This window comes from Micromonospora sp. NPDC049089 (assembly GCF_040648775.1).
Taxonomy (GTDB): domain Bacteria; phylum Actinomycetota; class Actinomycetes; order Mycobacteriales; family Micromonosporaceae; genus Micromonospora.
Genome location: NZ_JBEZEH010000049.1, coordinates 17,804 through 34,427 on the forward strand (window position 1 = coordinate 17,804; position 16,624 = coordinate 34,427).

Annotated in this window: 14 protein-coding genes; 4 read left to right on the forward strand and 10 right to left on the reverse strand. The window is 71.5% G+C overall.

The features are described from left to right. Nucleotides 1-149: 149 nt before the first annotated feature. The 10 genes from AB0B48_RS11465 to pcaF form a co-directional block, all read right to left on the reverse strand. Nucleotides 150-701, reverse strand: coding sequence for a pyridoxamine 5'-phosphate oxidase family protein (locus tag AB0B48_RS11465; protein ID WP_357199326.1), 552 nt, complete (start codon nucleotides 699-701; stop codon nucleotides 150-152). Between the two features lie 47 nt (nucleotides 702-748). Beyond that, on the reverse strand, nucleotides 749-1,498 hold the full coding sequence (locus AB0B48_RS11470) for a gamma-glutamyl-gamma-aminobutyrate hydrolase family protein (protein WP_357199328.1): 750 nt from the start codon (nucleotides 1,496-1,498) through the stop codon (nucleotides 749-751). 55 nt (nucleotides 1,499-1,553) lie between these two features. Then, complete coding sequence (locus AB0B48_RS11475) at nucleotides 1,554-2,321, reverse strand: 3-oxoacyl-ACP reductase (RefSeq protein ID WP_355009583.1); 768 nt, start codon at nucleotides 2,319-2,321, stop codon at nucleotides 1,554-1,556. Nucleotides 2,322-2,326: 5 nt separating this feature from the next. Further along, a complete protein-coding gene (locus AB0B48_RS11480; protein WP_357199333.1) occupies nucleotides 2,327-3,682 on the reverse strand; it encodes an aldehyde dehydrogenase family protein in 1,356 nt (451 codons plus the stop codon). A gap of 119 nt (nucleotides 3,683-3,801) precedes the next feature. After that, entirely contained in the window at nucleotides 3,802-5,166 is a 1,365-nt protein-coding gene (locus tag AB0B48_RS11485) for a glutamine synthetase family protein (protein WP_355009585.1), read from the reverse strand. A 115-nt stretch (nucleotides 5,167-5,281) separates the two neighbouring features. Next, entirely contained in the window at nucleotides 5,282-6,868 is a 1,587-nt protein-coding gene (locus AB0B48_RS11490) for an amino acid permease (protein WP_357199336.1), read from the reverse strand. Between the two features lie 409 nt (nucleotides 6,869-7,277). Next, nucleotides 7,278-7,778: a DUF456 domain-containing protein gene (locus AB0B48_RS11495; RefSeq protein WP_357199339.1), complete on the reverse strand. Its 501-nt coding sequence runs from the start codon at nucleotides 7,776-7,778 to the stop codon at nucleotides 7,278-7,280. A 100-nt stretch (nucleotides 7,779-7,878) separates the two neighbouring features. Further along, nucleotides 7,879-10,095, reverse strand: coding sequence for an EAL domain-containing protein (locus AB0B48_RS11500; RefSeq protein WP_357199341.1), 2,217 nt, complete (start codon nucleotides 10,093-10,095; stop codon nucleotides 7,879-7,881). A gap of 4 nt (nucleotides 10,096-10,099) precedes the next feature. After that, nucleotides 10,100-10,912 carry an SAM-dependent methyltransferase gene (locus tag AB0B48_RS11505; RefSeq protein ID WP_357199343.1) on the reverse strand — a complete coding sequence of 271 codons (813 nt, stop codon included), beginning with the start codon at nucleotides 10,910-10,912 and terminating at the stop codon, nucleotides 10,100-10,102. Nucleotides 10,913-11,022: 110 nt separating this feature from the next. Beyond that, nucleotides 11,023-12,228, reverse strand: coding sequence for a 3-oxoadipyl-CoA thiolase (gene pcaF, locus AB0B48_RS11510; RefSeq protein ID WP_355009590.1), 1,206 nt, complete (start codon nucleotides 12,226-12,228; stop codon nucleotides 11,023-11,025). 105 nt (nucleotides 12,229-12,333) lie between these two features. Between pcaF and AB0B48_RS11515 the strand changes: the two genes are divergently transcribed. The 4 genes from AB0B48_RS11515 (at nucleotide 12,334) to AB0B48_RS11530 (ending at nucleotide 16,570) form a co-directional block, all read left to right on the forward strand. Then, nucleotides 12,334-13,299 carry a glutathione S-transferase C-terminal domain-containing protein gene (locus AB0B48_RS11515; protein ID WP_357199347.1) on the forward strand — a complete coding sequence of 322 codons (966 nt, stop codon included), beginning with the start codon at nucleotides 12,334-12,336 and terminating at the stop codon, nucleotides 13,297-13,299. Beyond that, nucleotides 13,292-13,975, forward strand: a complete 684-nt coding sequence (locus AB0B48_RS11520) for a DUF998 domain-containing protein (protein WP_357199350.1) — start codon at nucleotides 13,292-13,294, stop codon at nucleotides 13,973-13,975. Before AB0B48_RS11515 ends, AB0B48_RS11520 begins: the two co-directional genes overlap by 8 nt. A gap of 168 nt (nucleotides 13,976-14,143) precedes the next feature. Then, nucleotides 14,144-15,436, forward strand: a complete 1,293-nt coding sequence (locus tag AB0B48_RS11525; RefSeq protein ID WP_357199358.1) for a dicarboxylate/amino acid:cation symporter — start codon at nucleotides 14,144-14,146, stop codon at nucleotides 15,434-15,436. Between the two features lie 69 nt (nucleotides 15,437-15,505). After that, a complete protein-coding gene (locus AB0B48_RS11530) occupies nucleotides 15,506-16,570 on the forward strand; it encodes an NADH:flavin oxidoreductase/NADH oxidase (RefSeq protein WP_357199353.1) in 1,065 nt (354 codons plus the stop codon). Nucleotides 16,571-16,624: the final 54 nt, after the last annotated feature.

The following is a 16,624-nucleotide window of genomic DNA, read 5'->3' on the forward strand; positions in this document are numbered from 1 at the left end:
CCGCTGTGCCTCGACTTGTACCCCAGCGGACCAGCAACGTAACGCATTACGGGCGATGGACGCTGGTTACGTACGCCGGGGCCGTCGGGCACCGGACAGTGCGGGTGGTTGACGGTGTCGAACGGCGGCGGCAGAAGCGCTCTGACGAGTCAGAAGACCGGCAGCCCGTCGATGCTTGCCGCATTCTTGGTGGCCCGGTAGACGACCAGATCATCGGCGCTGCGGCGGGAGTGTGAGGTGAGTAACAAATCGCGTTCGGCCCGGAAGTCCATGAGAGGCACCGCATATCCGCAGGAGTCACTGACCCGCTCCACCTCGACGGTGATGACCGCCCGGACGGCGTGGACATCCGGCGGTGCGGGAAACTCGGCGAGTCGATCGGCGAAGGCGTCTTCGGTGACCGCGACGCTGCTGCCCCGACCATGCAACCGGACGATCTTCGGTGGGCCGTCGAAGGCACAGAACATCAGCGTGATCCGGCCGTTGTCCCGCAGGTGGGCGATGGTCTCCGCCCCACTGCCGTGATAGTCGAGGTAGGCCACGCGGTGCGGGCCGAGGATCACGAAGGTGCCCCGCATGCCCTTCGGTGACACGTTGACGTGCCCCTCGACCCCGGACGGGGCGGTCGCCACGAAGAAGAGCGGTTGGGCCACGATGAAGTCACGTAGTCGAGAGTCGATCTCCGGATAGACCTTGCCCATGCGTCGATCCTCCCACCGGGGCCATCGACGGGCGGGGGCGATCTCAGTCACACCCGCCGGCCGGCCGCCCGCACCAACGCCGGGATCGGGGCGGGGTCCAACTCGTTCTCCGGATGCCACTGCACCCCGAGCACGAACGGCAGGGCCGGGTCCTCCACCGCCTCGACCACGCCGTCCTCCGCCCAACCGGTCACCGTGAGCCGGCCCGGATCGGCTACCGCCTGGTGGTGGTACGAGTTGACCTGGTCGACCCCGGCCAGCACCGACGCGGCCAGGCTCCCCGGCGCGAACCGCACCGCGTGCGCGCCGTACACCCCGGGTGCCGGGCGGTGCGCCTCGTGACCCACCACGTCGGGCAGGTGCTGGTGCAGGGTGCCGCCGTACGCCACCGCCAGCAACTGCATCCCCCGACACACGCCCAGCACCGGCACCTCGGCGGCGAGCGCGGCGGCCAACAGTGTCAACTCGCCGGCGTCCCGGTCCGGCCGGTCCTCGGTACGGGGGTCGGGCGGCTGGCCGTACCGCCCCGGGCCGACGTCCGCACCACCGGCCAACAGCAACCCGTCGAGGACAGCCACCACGTCGGCGTCCACGTCGTCCGGCGGCAGCACCACCGCCCGGCCGCCCGCAGCCGCCACCGCCCGCGTGTACGCCTCCGGCACCAGCACCGCCCGCACACCCCGCCAGACGGCCCAGTCGGCGGGTTCGACGTACGCGCTGACCCCGATCAGCGGGCGCCGGGCTGGCCGGGTTCGCGACTGCGGGGCTCGCGAAGCCGGCTCACTCCCCGCGCTCACAGGGCTGGCACGGTTCGCGACTGCGGGGCTCGCAACACCGGCTCACTCCTCGCGCTCACAGGGGCGTGACGTACGCGCCCGTGATGCCGCCGTCGACCACGAACTGCGCGGCGGTCATGAACGACGCGTCGTCGCTGGCCAGGAACGCCACCGCGGCGGCGATCTCCTCCGGTTGCCCGAAGCGTCCCATCGGCACGTGCACCAGCCGGCGGGCCGCCCGCTCCGGATCGGCGGCGAAGAGTTCCAGCAGCAACGGGGTGGCCACCGGGCCGGGACAGAGGGCGTTGACCCGGATGCCCTCACGGGCGAACTGCACACCCAACTCCCGGGTCATCGCCAGCACCCCGCCCTTGCTCGCGGTATACGCGATCTGCGACGTGGCCGCACCCATCAACGCCACGAACGAGGCCGTGTTGATGATCGAGCCCTTGCCCTGCCGACGCATGTGCGGGATGGCGTACTTGCAGCACAGGTAGACGCTCGTGGTGTTGACCCGCAGCACCCGCTCCCACGCGTCCAGGCCGGTGTCCAGGATGGAGTCGTCGTCGGGCGGCGAGATGCCGGCGTTGTTGAACGCGATGTCCACCCGGCCGTGCCGGTCGGCCACCCCGTCGAACAGGTCGCGCACCGCCGACTCGTCGGCCACGTCGGTGGCCACGAACTCGCCGCCGCACTCCTCGGCGGCTTTCGTACCGGCGGCCACGTCGATGTCCACGCAGACCACCCGGGCCCCCTCGGCGGCGAACCGCCGCACTGTGGCCAACCCGATGCCGCTGCCCGCTCCGGTGACCACGGCCACCCGGTCCTGCAACCGACCCTGCACTGGCGTCACTCCTCCGTCGCGATGAACACGTTCTTGACGTCCGTGAAGGAAAGCAGCGCGTCCGGGCCCAGCTCACGACCGAGCCCGGAGCGCTTCATCCCGCCGAACGGGGTCCAGTAGCGCACCGACGAGTGCGAGTTGACGCTGAGGTTGCCCGCGTCGACGGCGCGGGCAAGGCGCAGGGCCCGACCCACGTCCCGGGTCCAGATCGAGCCGGAGAGCCCGTACTCGGTGTCGTTGGCGAGCCGGATCGCGTCCGCCTCGTCGTCGAACGGCAGCACCGAGACCACCGGGCCGAAGATCTCCTCCCGCCAGTGCCGGTCGGCCGGTGAGTCGGCCAGCAGCACGGTTGGCGCGTGCCAGAACCCGGGGCCGTCCGGGCAGGAGCCCGTGAAGGCGATCTTCGCCCCGTCGAGGTAGCCGGCGACCCGGTCCCGTTGGGCGGCGGAGATCAGCGGGCCCATCTCGGCGGTGTCGCGGGACGGATCTTCGACGCGCACCGCGCGTACCGCCGGTTCGAGCAGTTCCAGGAACCTGTCGTACACCGAACGCTGGACCAGGATCCGCGACCGTGCGCAGCAGTCCTGGCCGGCGTTGTCGAAGACCGCGCCCGGCGCGGTCGCGGCGGCGCGCTCCAGGTCGGCGTCGGCGAACACGATGTTCGCGCTCTTGCCGCCCAGCTCCAGGGTGAGTCGCTTCACCTGGGCGGCGCAGCCGGCCATGATCCGGGTGCCGACCTCGGTGGAGCCGGTGAAGCAGATCTTGCGGACCGCCGGGTGGGTGACGAACCGCTCCCCCACCACCGAGCCCTCGCCCGGGACGACGGTGAAGACGCCGTCGGGCAGGCCGGCCTCGCGGGCCAGCTCGGCCAGGCGCAGCGCGGTGAGCGGGGTCAACTCGGCGGGCTTGAGCACCACTGTGTTGCCGGCGGCGAGCGCCGGGGCGAACCCCCAGGCGGCGATCGGCATCGGGAAGTTCCAGGGCACGATCACGCCGACCACGCCGAGTGGCTCGTGGAAGGTGACGTCCAACCCGCCGGGCACCGGGATCTGCCGCCCGCTCAACCGCTCGGGCGCACCGGCGTAGTAGTCCAGGACGTCGCGGACGTTGCCCGCCTCCCATCGGGCGTTGCCGATGGTGTGCCCGGAGTTGCGCACCTCCAGCACTGCCAACTCGTCCAGATGCGCGTCGACCACGGCGGCGAACCGCCGCAGCAACCGCGCCCGGTCCCCCGCCCCCACCTGCCGCCAGCCAGCAAACGCGGCGCTCGCCCGCGCGATAGCCGCGTCAACGTCCTCCACAGAGGCCGCCGCAACCTCCCGAAACCCGACCCCGGAAGCCGGATCCACCAAAACCGTCACACCGCTACCCCCTACCCCTGCGCGATCTTGCAGTTACTGCACCGATAAAAGCCGCGAATTTCCACGAACCACCAACACAAAGTGCAAGATCGCGGGAGGTGGGGCGGGTTGGCGCGGGGTCAGAGGCGTTCGAAGCCACGCTTGAGCTCCCAGTCCGTCACAGCGGCGTCGAAGGCGGCCAGCTCGACCCGCGCCTGGTTGGCGTAGTGGGCCACCACCTCGGCGCCGAACGCCTCGCGGGCCACCGTCGACTCCTCCCACAGGGCGAGAGCGTCGCGCAAGGTGCCGGGGACGCGCTCGGCCTCCGGGTCGTCGTACGCGTTGCCGGTGCACTCCGCACCCAGCTCCAGCTCTCCGTCGATGCCGTGCAGCGCCCCGGCGACCAGCCCGGCGATCGCCAGGTACGGGTTGACGTCAGCGCCGGGCACCCGGTTCTCCACGCGCATGCCCTGCCCGTGCCCGACCACCCGCAGGGCGCAGGTGCGGTTGTCGACACCCCAGCGCAGCGCGGTCGGGGCGAACGATCCCGGCTGGTAGCGCTTGTAGGAGTTGATGTTCGGGGCGAAGAGCAGGCTGAACTCGCGCATGGTTGCCAGCAGCCCGGCGAGCACCCGCTGCCCGGTCTGCGACAGGTGCGCCGGTCCGTCGCCGAGCATCGCCGACGAGCCGGAGGAGTCCCGCAGCGAGAAGTGGATGTGGCAGGAGTTGCCCTCACGCTCGTTCGGCTTGGCCATGAAGGTGATCGCCATCCCCTCCTGGGCGGCGATCTCCTTGGCACCGTTCTTGTAGATGACGTGGTGGTCGGCGCAGGCCACCGCCTCGTCGTACCGGAAGGCGATCTCGTGTTGCCCGAGGTTGCACTCGCCCTTGGCGCTTTCCGGGGTGAGCCCCGCGCCGGCCATCTCGACCCGGATGCGGCGCAGCAGCGGCTCCACCCGGGCGGTGCCGAGCAGTGAGTAGTCGACGTTGTACTGGTTGGCCGGGGTGAGGTCGCGGTAGCCGCGCTGCCAGGCGTCCTCGTACGAGTCGCGGAACAGCACGAACTCCAACTCGGTGCCGGCGTACGCGGTCAGCCCGTGCTCGGCCAGCCGGTCCAACTGTCGGCGCAGGATCTGCCGGGGCGACGCGACCACGTCACCCGAGCCGTCGAGCCAGGTCAGGTCGGCCAGCAGCAGTGCGGAGCCGGGCTGCCAGGGCACCCGGCGCAACGTGGCGAAGTCCGGAACCATCGCGAAGTCGCCGTAGCCGCGTTCCCAGCTCGACATGGCGTACCCGTCGACGGTGTTCATGTCGACGTCCACGGCGAGCAGGTAGTTGCAGCCCTCGCTGCCGCCCTCCACCACCTGGTCGAGGAAGAAGGGCGCGTGGAACCGCTTGCCCTGCAACCGGCCCTGCATGTCGACGAGGGCCAGCACCACGGTGTCGATCTCGCCCTCGGCGACGGCGACCCGCAGTTGTTCCAGCGTGAGCGGTGCTTTCCTCATTCGCGGGCCTCCATCACCAAGGTCTACTGGCAAACCGGATCACCGTCAATGCCCCCGGTGGCAAGGGCCGCAAACCCGGCGGGACGGCAGCACCGTCCGTCCCGCCGGGTGCCGATCAGACCGGGCCGTCGGCCGGCGCCGGGTCGGCCGCACCCGCGGATTCCTCGACGGTACGAACCGGGCCGGTGAACCACGTGCGGGCCGAGGCGTACCACCAGACGGCGACCACGAGCAGCACCCCGCCGACGGCGAGCGGCGCGTAGTTCACCGCCGACCAGGTGAACCCTTCGTTGCCGGGCACTCCGGCGGGCACGATCGGCAGCACGAAGTAGACGGCGATGATCGCGATCTCGATCACCGCGATCCAGCCGAACAGCTTGTACTTGCGGCCCAGCGTCCACGGCCCGGGGACGAACCGGTCGCCCATCCGCAGGCGGAGCGCGATCGGGATGAGGAACGACAGGTAGAGCCCGAGCACCGCGACGGAGACGACGGCGTAGAAGGCGATCGGGATACCGGCGGAGCTCTCGTACAGCGCCGGCAGGGTCAGCACCAGGCCGGCCAAAGTAGCGCCGATGATGGCTTTTACCGGGGTGCCGTTGCGGTCGACGGTCGACCACAGCCGCCATCCGGGTACGGCACGGTCCCGGCTGAACGCGTACGCCATCCGGCTCATCGAGGTCACGCAGCTCATGCCGCAGAAGAACTGCCCGATGGTCGAGATGATGATGACGATCTTGAAGAAGACCGGGGTCAGCGCCGACTCGAAGATGGCGCCGGAGAAGCCGCCCGCGGCGTTGACCGCCTCGACGTCGGTGGCCGCGAAGAGAAACGCCAGCAGCAGGATCCAGCCACCGACCGCCGAGTAGAAGATCGACTGCCAGAGCCCACGGGCCGCGGCCTGCGAGGCGCCCCGGGTCTCCTCGGAGACGTGCGCGCAGGCGTCGAAGCCGGTGATTGTGTACTGGGTCAACAGGAAGCCCAGCGGCAGCACGTAGAACCAGAACGTCAGCCCGCCGATGTCCCCGTCGCCGAATCCGGAGTTGTTGAACCGCTCGGTGAACACGAACTGGAAGCTCTGGTGGTTGTCGGGCACGAAGACCAGGATGGCCACCACGACGGCCGCGCCGGCCACGTGCCACCAGACCGAGACGTTCTGGAGTACGTCGATGATCCGGTGCCCGAAGATGTTGATCAGCCCGTGCAGCACCAGGATGATCACGAAGAGGACGAACGCCTGACGCAGCGTCCCGGCCCAACCGTCGAAGAGCGCCGACAGGGTGAGGTTGAGGAACGTCGCACAGCCGTAGTCCACCGAGGCGGTGACGGCCACCAGGCCGATCAGGTTCAGCCAGCCGGTGAACCAGCCGTGCACCGGGCGGCCCATGGTGGCCGCCCACCAGTAGATCCCACCCGCTGTCGGGTACGCCGACACCAGCTCCGCCATGCAGAAGCCGATGATCAGGATGAACAGCGAGATCAGCGGCCAACCCCAGGAGATGGCGACCGGCCCGCCGTTGTTCCACGCCTGGCCGAAGGTGGTGAAACAGCCGGCCAGGATCGAGATGATCGAGAAGGAGATGGCGAAGTTGGAGAAGCCGCTCCACTTTCGGCGCAACTCCTGTTTGTAGCCGAGTTCAGCGAGCCGTCGGGCGTCGTCGTCCATCGGTTGCTCGGCGGTCGGCACGGGCGTCGTGGCCACTGCACACCTCCCTGAGGTGGTTCCGCGTGCGAGTGGGCAAAGTGTCGTCCCGGCCGATCAAGGCGGTCAATACGTAGTCGGTGGGAATCTCACCGCCGTCGGGCTAATTGCGTTGCCGACCGGCCACCGCGACCTGCATCCTGGACCAGTGACCAGGCCCGACAGGGGCCTACCCCGGGCGCTCGGACCGCCCGACCCGGTGGCGCGGGGCACGCCTCTCTCTCACGTACGGCCATTCCGCCGTACCCGAAAAGTGCCCCGCGCCCCACCCACTCCCCGTCCCCTCGCCGCGCGTCACGCCCCCTCCACCGCGCCGATCTCGCAGTTTCAGTTGCCGATATCAGCGGGATGCGCCGTATGTCAGCGCAGTAAGTGCAAGATCGCGGGGCTGAGGCGGGGTCAGGCTGGGTCAGGTCAGGAGGAGGCCGGCTACCCAGAGGGCCGCGACCAGGAGGCCGGCCAGGAACTCCACCAGCATCGACAGGCCGGCGGCCTTCAGGGCCTGCACTGTGGAGGGCCAGGCGAGCTGATTACTGCCCAGCCGGAGCCGTTCGGCCGCCCACACCCCGGCGACGAAGCCGAGCACCAGGCCGACGACCGGCACCACGAAGAACCCGACGATGCCGAGCACCCCACCGGCGAGCAGCGTGGACGTCGGCACACCGGTGCGCTTCAGGTTCCGGCCCGGCCACGCGTACTTGATCACAGCACCACCTCCGGCGACCAGCGTGGCGGCGGCGAACACCGCCCAGCCAACCAGGCCCGCGCCGCCGAAGATCGCCCAGAGCAGCACGCCACCCCAGCACAGCGGCAGCGCCGGCAGGCCCGGCACCACCACGCCGGCCAACCCGGCCAGGATGGCCAGCCCGGCCACCACCGTCACCGCCGTCTGCGAGTCCGTCAGGTCCACGCCGCCATCCTCCGTCGCCACCCTCCGGACCGGAACGGTCCCCCGCTCCGCCGCGTGCCGTCGCTTCGCGCCACGCTGCTGTACCTGCTGGTTCCCTCGCTCACGCCGACGCTCCGCCGTGCAGCCTGGCGGTGATCACGTCGGCCGGGGCTGGCGCACCGAAGAATCGGCCCTGCCCGGTGTCGCAGCGCAGCGCCCGCAGCCGTTCCGCCTGCACACCGGTCTCCACCGCTTCGGCCGTGACCCACAGCTCCAGGGCGTGCGCCAACCGGACCAACGCGTCGACGATCCGTTCGTCGCGGTGGTCGGCCGCCACGTCGGTCCCGTCCGCGCGGATGCCCTCCACGAACGGACCGGCGAGCTTGAGACAGTGGATCGGCAACCGGCGCAGGTACGCCAGGTTGGAGTACCCGGTGCCGAAGTCGTCCACGGCCAGCCGGACGCCGAGCGCGGCGAGCCGGTGCAGGCTGCGCAGGGGTTCACCGGCACTGCCCATCACGGCGCTCTCGGTCAGCTCCAGTTGGAGCAGCTCCGCGGGCAACCCGCTGGTCTGGAGGGCGTCGGCGACAGTGTCCACGATGGCCGGTTCGTCGGCCTGCCGGGCAGCCAGATTGACGCTGACTACGAGCCTGGCGTCGGGGAACTCCCGCCACCACCGTTCGGCGTCCTCGCAGGCCCGCCGCAGCACCCACTCGCCGAGCCGGACGATCAGGCCGGTCTCCTCGGCCAGGCCGATGAACCGGTCCGGCCCGATGAGGCCCAACTCCGGATGCTCCCAACGGACCAGCGCCTCCACCGCGAGCATGGTGCCCTCCAGCAGCGACACGATCGGCTGGTAGTGCAGCACGAACTCGCCCCGCTCCAGCGCGGCGGGCAGCCCGGCGACCAACGCCGCACGGGCGATGTCCCGCGCGCCGCGCTCGGGGTCGTAGACCGCCCACCGGCCCCGGCCCGCCGCCTTGGCCCAGTAGAGCGTGGTGTCCGCGGCCTTCATCAGCTCGGACGCGCTGGTCTCCGAGGCCGGGCACTGGACGATGCCCACACTGGCCGAGACGGCCAACTGGTGCTCACCGACGTGGACCGGGGCAGCGACGGCGGCCAGCGCCGCTTCCGCCACGGAGACCGGGTCGTCGGTGTCGTCCCCTCCGTCGACGAGGATCACGAACTCGTCGCCGCCCATCCGGGCGACCAGGTGGCCGTGGTCGGCCACGCAGGCGGCCAGCCGCCGGCCGATCATCACGAGCAGCCGGTCACCGAGGTCGTGGCCGAGACTGTCGTTGATCGCCTTGAAGCCGTCCAGGTCGAGGAAGCACACCCCGATGCGCTGCCCGGCGTCCGCGGTGTCGAGCACCCGTCCCAACGTCTCGAAGAACAGCGTCCGGTTGGGCAGCCCGGTCAGCGGGTCATGCAGCGCCTGGAAGCGCAGCCGCTGCTGGAGTTCGTACCGCTCGGTGATGTCCTCGATCATCGCGACGGTGAATCGGGGCCGACCCTCGTGTCGGATCAGCGAGACGGCCAGATCCGTCCAGACCGTCGTACCGTCCTTGCGGTAGTAACGCTTCTCCACCCGGGCCGCGTCGTGCTTCCCCTCGATCATCTCCTTGTAGAGCTCCCACATCCCGGCCGCGTCGTCGGCGTGGATCAGCCCTGTCACGTTGGTCTCGCGCAGCTCCTCGATCGAGTAGCCGAGCATGTCGGCGAACGCCTGGTTGACGTCGATGATCTGACCGTCCACGCCGGCGATCCCGATTCCGATTGCGGCACCGGTGAAGACCGCCCGGAACCGTGCCTCGCTCTCGCGTAGCGCCTGCTCGACCTCGTCGCGCGCCTGCCAGGCCGACCTGGCGATCCGCTCCTGCTGGCTGAAGGTGCGGTCGCGCAGCGCACGGGCGAACCCGGCGGCCAGTCCGCCCTGCACCGCAGCGATCCGGTCGGCGAGGTCGGCCGGCTGGTCACCGTCGCACAGCACCCGGTGCCCGAAGGTCGCGCCGAACGCGTGCAGCGTCCACTCCAGGGCCTGCGGCTCGGTGAGGTGCGCCTCCACCAGGGCCCGCCCGACCTCCTCGGCCGCTTCCGCGCTGAACGGCTCCGACCGGACCGCCTGGGCCAGCCGGATCGTGTGCGCCAGCAGCAGCCGCTCGGTCTCGGCCACGCTGAGCGGCACGAAACCGAGCCGACGCACCGCGCGGGCCCAGTCGGCGGCGAACCCCTGGGCGTCCGCCCGGCCGGCATCGACCCCGCCGGGGTCCCGGCCGGCATCGACCCCGCCGGGGTCCCGGCCGGCATCGACCCCGCCGGGGTCCGGGACGGCAGCCACGGGATCAGCCGGCGGGCTGGTCGTACCGGGCGACGCCCCCGAAGGCGCCGAACCGCTCCGGGTGCTCGTCCACGTCGGACGGTGAGTCCGGGCGCCAGAGCGGCATGTGCACCACACCCGGTTCCAGGACGGTCCAGTCGCCGAAGAAGCCGGTGACCTGAGCACGGGAGCGCAGGGTGATCTCGGTGGCGGTGCGGGCGGAGAGGCGCTGGGCGTCCAGCATCTCCTGCGGCTGGTCCTCGAACGTGGAGTGGGAGACGACCAGGAAACTGCCCGGCGCGGCGGCGGCCCGCAGGGTGGCGAGGATCGCCTCGGGCCGGTCGGCGTCCGGGATGAAGTGGACCACCCCGGCCAGCAGGATGCCCACCGGGCGACTGAAGTCGATCAGCCCGAGCTGTCGGGTCTCGGCGAGGATCCGCTCAGGCTCACGCAGGTCGGCGTGGATGACCCCGGTCAGGTCGTTGCCAGCCAGCAACTCCCGGCTGTGCGCGACCGCCACCGGGTCGATGTCGACGTACACCACGCGGGCCTTGGGGTTCACCCCCTGCGCCACCTCGTGCACGTTGCCCACAGTGGGAATTCCGGAGCCGATGTCGAGGAACTGGTCGATGCCGGCGTCGAGCAGCACCCGGACGGCCCGGCGCAGGAACTCCCGACCGGAGCGCATGGTGGCGGCGAGATTCGGGGTCATGCTGGCGATCTGCTCCGCCAACTGCCTGTCGATCTCGAAGTTGTGCGCTCCACCCAGAAAGTAGTCGTACACTCGGGCCGCGCTCGGCCTGGTCAGATCGATCTCGGTCGGCAGTCCGTCCGGCATCAGCGTGCTCCCCAGTTCATCGCCGCGGCGCGGGACGGCACCGGCGTCGGGGCGCGCAGCGGGCACGCGTGGGCACCGGTCGACCCGCGGGTCGTGTGGTGTGGACCACTCTAGGCCGCTGACTCCAGCAACAGCGAGATGCCTTGACCAACGCCGATGCACATGGTGGCCAGAGCCCGGCGTCCGCCGCGACGGCGCAGCTCCAGGGCGGCGGTCAGCGCCAGCCGCGCGCCGCTGGCGCCGAGCGGGTGCCCCAGCGCGATGGCACCACCGTTCGGGTTGACGTGCTCGGCGTCCACGGGCAGCCCCAGCTCACGCAACACCGCCACGGACTGCGCGGCGAACGCCTCGTTCAACTCCACCACGTCCACCGCGCCCACCTCGACGCCGACGCGTTCGAGCAGCTTGCGGGTGGCCGGCACCGGGCCGATTCCCATGATCCGGGGCGGCACACCAGCCGCCGCCGCGCCGACGATCCGGGCCAGCGGGGTCAGGCCGTACCGGGCGACCGCCGCCTCGCTGGCCACCAGCAGGGCGACAGCGCCATCGTTGACGCCCGACGAGTTGCCGGCGGTCACCGTGCCACCGTCGCGGAACGGGGTGGGCAGCGCGGCCAGCTTGTCCAGCGAGGTCTCCCGGGGGTGCTCGTCGACCTCGACCAGCCTGGTCTCCCGTCGACCAGCCGGCACCGACACCGACACGATCTCCTCGGCGAACCGGCCGTCCGCCTGCGCCCTGGCCGCACGCTGCTGCGAGCGGTACGCGAAAGCGTCCTGCTCGGCCCGGCTGACGCCGTACTCGGCGGCCACGTTCTCCGCCGTTTCCGGCATCGAGTCGACCCCCCACCCGTCACGCATCAGCGGGTTCACCAACCGCCAGCCGAGGGTGGTGTCGTACACCTCGGCCGAGCGGGAGTACGCCGACGTCGCCTTCGGCATGACGAACGGCGCCCGGCTCATGCTCTCCACCCCGCCGGCGATCACCAGCTCCGCGTCCCCGGCGACGATGGACCGGGCGGCGGTGGCGAGCGCGTCCAGGCCCGAACCGCAGAGCCTGTTGACGGTGCTGCCCGGCACCTCCTCGGGCAGGCCGGCCAGCAGCGCCGCCATCCGGGCCACGTTGCGGTTGTCCTCGCCGGCCTGGTTGGCGCAGCCGAGCACGACGTCATCGACCCGCGCCCAGTCCACCGACGGGTGGCGGGCGACCAGTTCCCGGATCACGTGCGCGGCCAGGTCGTCGGGGCGGACGCCGGCCAGCGCGCCCGCGTACCGGCCGATCGGGGTGCGGACACCGGCCACCAGGTATGCCACGGTCATCGCGAGTCCTTAGGGGTGCAGACGGCGGGGGTGGGGCACGCCCACCGGGTCACGAGGGCTGCCGGCCGCCAGGATATCCACGCCGGCAGCGGATAGGTTGACGGCATGGCCCGGGCCCAGTTCAGCGCAGAGACCAGTGGCGGCGGCGCGTTCGTCCGCCAGCCGAACCGGTTCACGGGTCGGGTCACCGCCGACTCCACCTCGCCACCCGGCGGCGGCCCGGACGAGCAGGACCGCTGGCCGTTGGAGGCCGGCCGTTACCGGCTGATCTGGTGCCGGGCCTGCCCGTGGGCGCACCGGGCGAGGATCGTGCGTGGCCTGCTCGGGCTGGACGACGCGATCTCGCTGGGCACCGTCGACCCGATCCGGGACGAGCGGGGCTGGGCGTTCGCCCTCGACCCGGACGGCTTCGACCCGGTGCTCGGCGTGAGCTTCCTCTCCGAGGCGTACCTGGCCACCGACCCGGACTACACCGGCCGGGTGACAGTGCCGGCACTCGTCGACACACTGACCGGCCGGGTGGTCACCAACGACTACCCGCAGCTCACCCTCGACTTCTCCACCGAGTGGCGGCGACTGCACGCGCCCGACGCCCCGGATCTCTACCCGGTCGACCTGCGCCCCGAGATGGACGCGCTGATGGCCGAGATCCACACCGATGTGAACAACGGGGTCTACCGGTGCGGGTTCGCCACCTCCCAGCAGGCGTACGACGAGGCGTTCCGGGCGCTCTTCGCCCGGCTGGACGCGCTCTCCGAGCGGCTGGCCGGGCAGCGCTACCTGATGGGCGACGCGATCACCGAGGCGGACGTGCGGCTGTTCACCACACTGGTGCGCTTCGACGCCGCGTACCACGGGCACTTCAAGTGCAACCGCGACAAGCTGACCGAGATGCCGGTGCTCTGGGCGTACGCCCGGGACCTGTTCCAGACGCCGGGTTTCGGTGAGACCGTGGACTTCGACCACATCAAGCGGCACTACTACGGCACGCATCGGGAGATCAATCCCAGCGGCATCGTGCCACTCGGGCCGGACGAGTCCGGCTGGAGCACGCCGCACGGGCGTGGCTGAGCCGGGTCGGCCGACCGCCCCGACCCTGCCGAGCGCCCGCGGTGAGGTCGCCCGCCGGGTCGCCGGGTCCGCGGCGGCCGGCTGCACCCTGGCCGGCGCGGTGGCGGTGACACTCGCCGTGGTCGCCGGTCCCGGTCCAGGGCTCACCGGGTACGTCAGCGAAGCGGGCATTGCCGGCAGCGCCCACGCCGCGACGTACCGGATCGGGATTCTGGCCCTTGCCGGCGCGTTGCTGCTGATCGGTGCGGCGCTGCCTCCCGGGGTGTGGGCGGCGGCCCCGGCGCTGCTCGCCACCGGGGCGGTGTTCACCGCCGTGTCGGGGGCGGTGACCTGCTCCGGCGGCTGCCCGTTGCCGCCGTTCGAGCGCGCGACGACGGCGGACCTGGTGCACGGCGGCGCGAGCATCGCGGCGACCGCCGCGGTGGTCTTCGCCATGATCGCGCTGGCCGTCTCCGTGCCGGCGGGCCGGACGGTGCGTCGGCTGGCCGGCGTCGCCGCCGTGCTGGCCCTGCCGCTCTGTGCCACGGTGGGGCTGGCGATGCTCGTGATCGGTCGAGGCCCGGTGGTGGGGGTGCTGGAACGGCTGATCCTCGCCCTGGCGGTGCTGTGGGGCCTGGGCACCGCCACCGCGCTGGCCCTCTGTAAGGAGCCTCACGCCGTCCGGTCCTTCCGATGAGCGGGAATCGGCGTATCGTCGGCGAGCGATGACCAATCTCTGGGGCCTCACTGTCCGCCTGTATGTCGATCTCCGACTGCAGGCCAGTGGCATCTGTCCGGGCTAGCCGCGTTCCCACGCCTGCCCCGATCGGACCGGACAATTGGATACATCCTCATGCCCTTCAGCCTGCGCAAAACTCCCTTCTCCGTGCAGATCCTGCTCGGCCTCGTGCTCGGCGTCGCGCTGGGCTTCCTGGCCCGCAGCAACGACCTGAGCTGGCTGACCAGCACCCTGCACACCGTCGGTAGCCTCTTCGTCCAACTGCTCAAGCTGGCCGTGCCGCCGCTGGTCTTCACCGCCATCGTGGTCAGCGTGGTCAGCCTGCGTGGCGTCGCCAACGCCGCCCGGCTCGCCGTCAAGACCCTGATGTGGTTCGGCATCACCGCGCTGATCGCGGTGAGCATCGGCATCGGCCTCGGCCTGCTCACCAACCCGGGCAGGGGCGTGACCCTCGACCTGGGTGGTGCGGCCGCGCCGAAGAACACCGGCTCGTGGACCGACTTCCTCACCGGCATCGTGCCCACCAACCCGGTCGGCGCGTTCGTCGAGGGCAACGTCCTCCAGATCGTCTTCCTCGCCGTCGTCGTCGGTGCCGCGGCCCTGCTGGTCGGCGAGCCCGCCGAACCGTTCGTGGCGTTGAACCGCTCCCTGCTGGAGATCGTCCAGAAGGCGCTCTGGTGGGTCATCCGGCTCGCCCCGATCGGCACCCTCGGCCTGATCGGCAACGCTGTCGCCTCGTACGGCTGGGACCTGCTGGCTCCCCTCGCGAAGTTCACCACGGCCGTCTACGTCGGCTGCGCCATCGTGCTGTTCGTGGTCTACCCGCTGGTGCTGATCCTCGCCGGCCGCCTCAACCCGCTGCGCTTCTTCGCCGGCGCCTGGCCGGCGATCGAGCTGGCCTTCGTGTCCCGCTCCTCGGTCGGCACCATGCCGGTGACCCAGCGCTCCGTCGAGCGCCTCGGCGTCCCCCGCGAGTACGCCTCGTTCGCGGTGCCCTTCGGCGCGACCACGAAGATGGACGGTTGCGCCGCCATCTACCCGGCCCTCGCCGCGATCTTCGTGGCGCAGGTGTTCGGCGTGCAGCTCGGCATCGGCGACTACCTGCTGATCGCCTTCGTCTCAGTGGTCGGCTCGGCGGCCACCGCCGGCCTGACCGGCGCGATCGTGATGCTCACCCTGACCCTCAGCACGCTGGGCCTGCCGCTGGCCGGCGCCGGTCTGCTGCTGGCCATCGACCCGATCCTGGACATGATCCGCACCGCCACCAACGTCGCGGGGCAGGCGCTGGTGCCGACAGTGGTCGCCGCCCGCGAGGGCACTCTCGACCGCGCCGCGTACGAGTCCGCCGGCCGGCGTGACCTGACCGACCCGGAGCCGGTCGCCGACACCCGGCCCGAGCTCACCCCCGTTCCTGCCTGACCGATTCACCAGTACGGCGACGGGCCCCTCTCCCCGGGGGCCCGTCGCCGTGTCGGAGAGGATGAGCCCATGAGTTCCCTGTTCACTCCCCTGGCCCTGCGCGGGGTCACACTGCCCAACCGGATCGCCATGGCACCGATGTGCCAGTACTCCGCCGGCCCCGACGGTCTGCCCACCGACTGGCACCTGATCCACCTCGGCAGCCGCGCGGTCGGCGGGGCCGGCCTGGTGCTGACCGAGGCGACCGCCGTCCTCCCCGAGGGCCGGATCAGCCCACAGGACACCGGCCTCTGGTCCGACGCGCACGTCGACGCCTGGCGACCGGTGACAGCGTTCGTCGCCGCCCACGGCGCGGTGCCGGCCGTGCAGCTCGCGCACGCCGGCTTCAAGGCCTCCACCTACCGGCCCTGGGCACCCGAGCGCGGTGGCGTGCCGGACGCCGAGGGCGGCTGGACGCCCGTCGCCCCCGGCTCGGAGCCCTTCACCGCCGACTATCGGACGCCGACCAGCCTCGACGAGGCCGGCATCGCCGGTGTGGTCGACGCGTTCGCGGCCGGAGCCGTACGCGCCCTGGACGCCGGATTCGCCGCCGTGGAGATCCACGCCGCTCACGGCTACCTGCTCAACGAGTTCCTCTCGCCGCTGACCAACCGCCGCACCGACGCGTATGGCGGCGACCGCGCGGCCCGGATGCGGCTCACCCTGGAGGTGGCCCGCGCGGTGCGCGCCGCTGTCGGCGAGGACGTGCCGGTGCTGACCCGGATCTCCGCCACCGACTGGGTCGAGGGCGGCTGGACGATCGAGGACAGCGTGGTGCTCGCCGGTGAGCTGGCCGGCGTCGGCGTCGACCTGGTCGACGCGTCCTCCGGTGGGGTGAGCACGGATCAGCGGATCCCGCTCGGCCCGGGTTACCAGGTGCCGCTGGCCGCCCAGATCCGCCGCGAGGCCGGCGTGCCGACCGGCGCGGTGGGCCTGATCGTGGAGCCCGAGCACGCCGAGCAGATCGTCGCCAACGGCGAGGCCGACCTGGTGCTGCTGGGTCGGGAGTTGCTGCGCGACCCGTACTGGCCGCGCCGGGCCGCCGCGAAGCTCGGCGTCGCGTACTCCGGCCCCGCCCAGTACGCCCGCGCCTGATCCTTCCGGTGGGGGGGGGGGGGGGGGGGGGGGGGGGGGGGGGGGGGGGGGCGG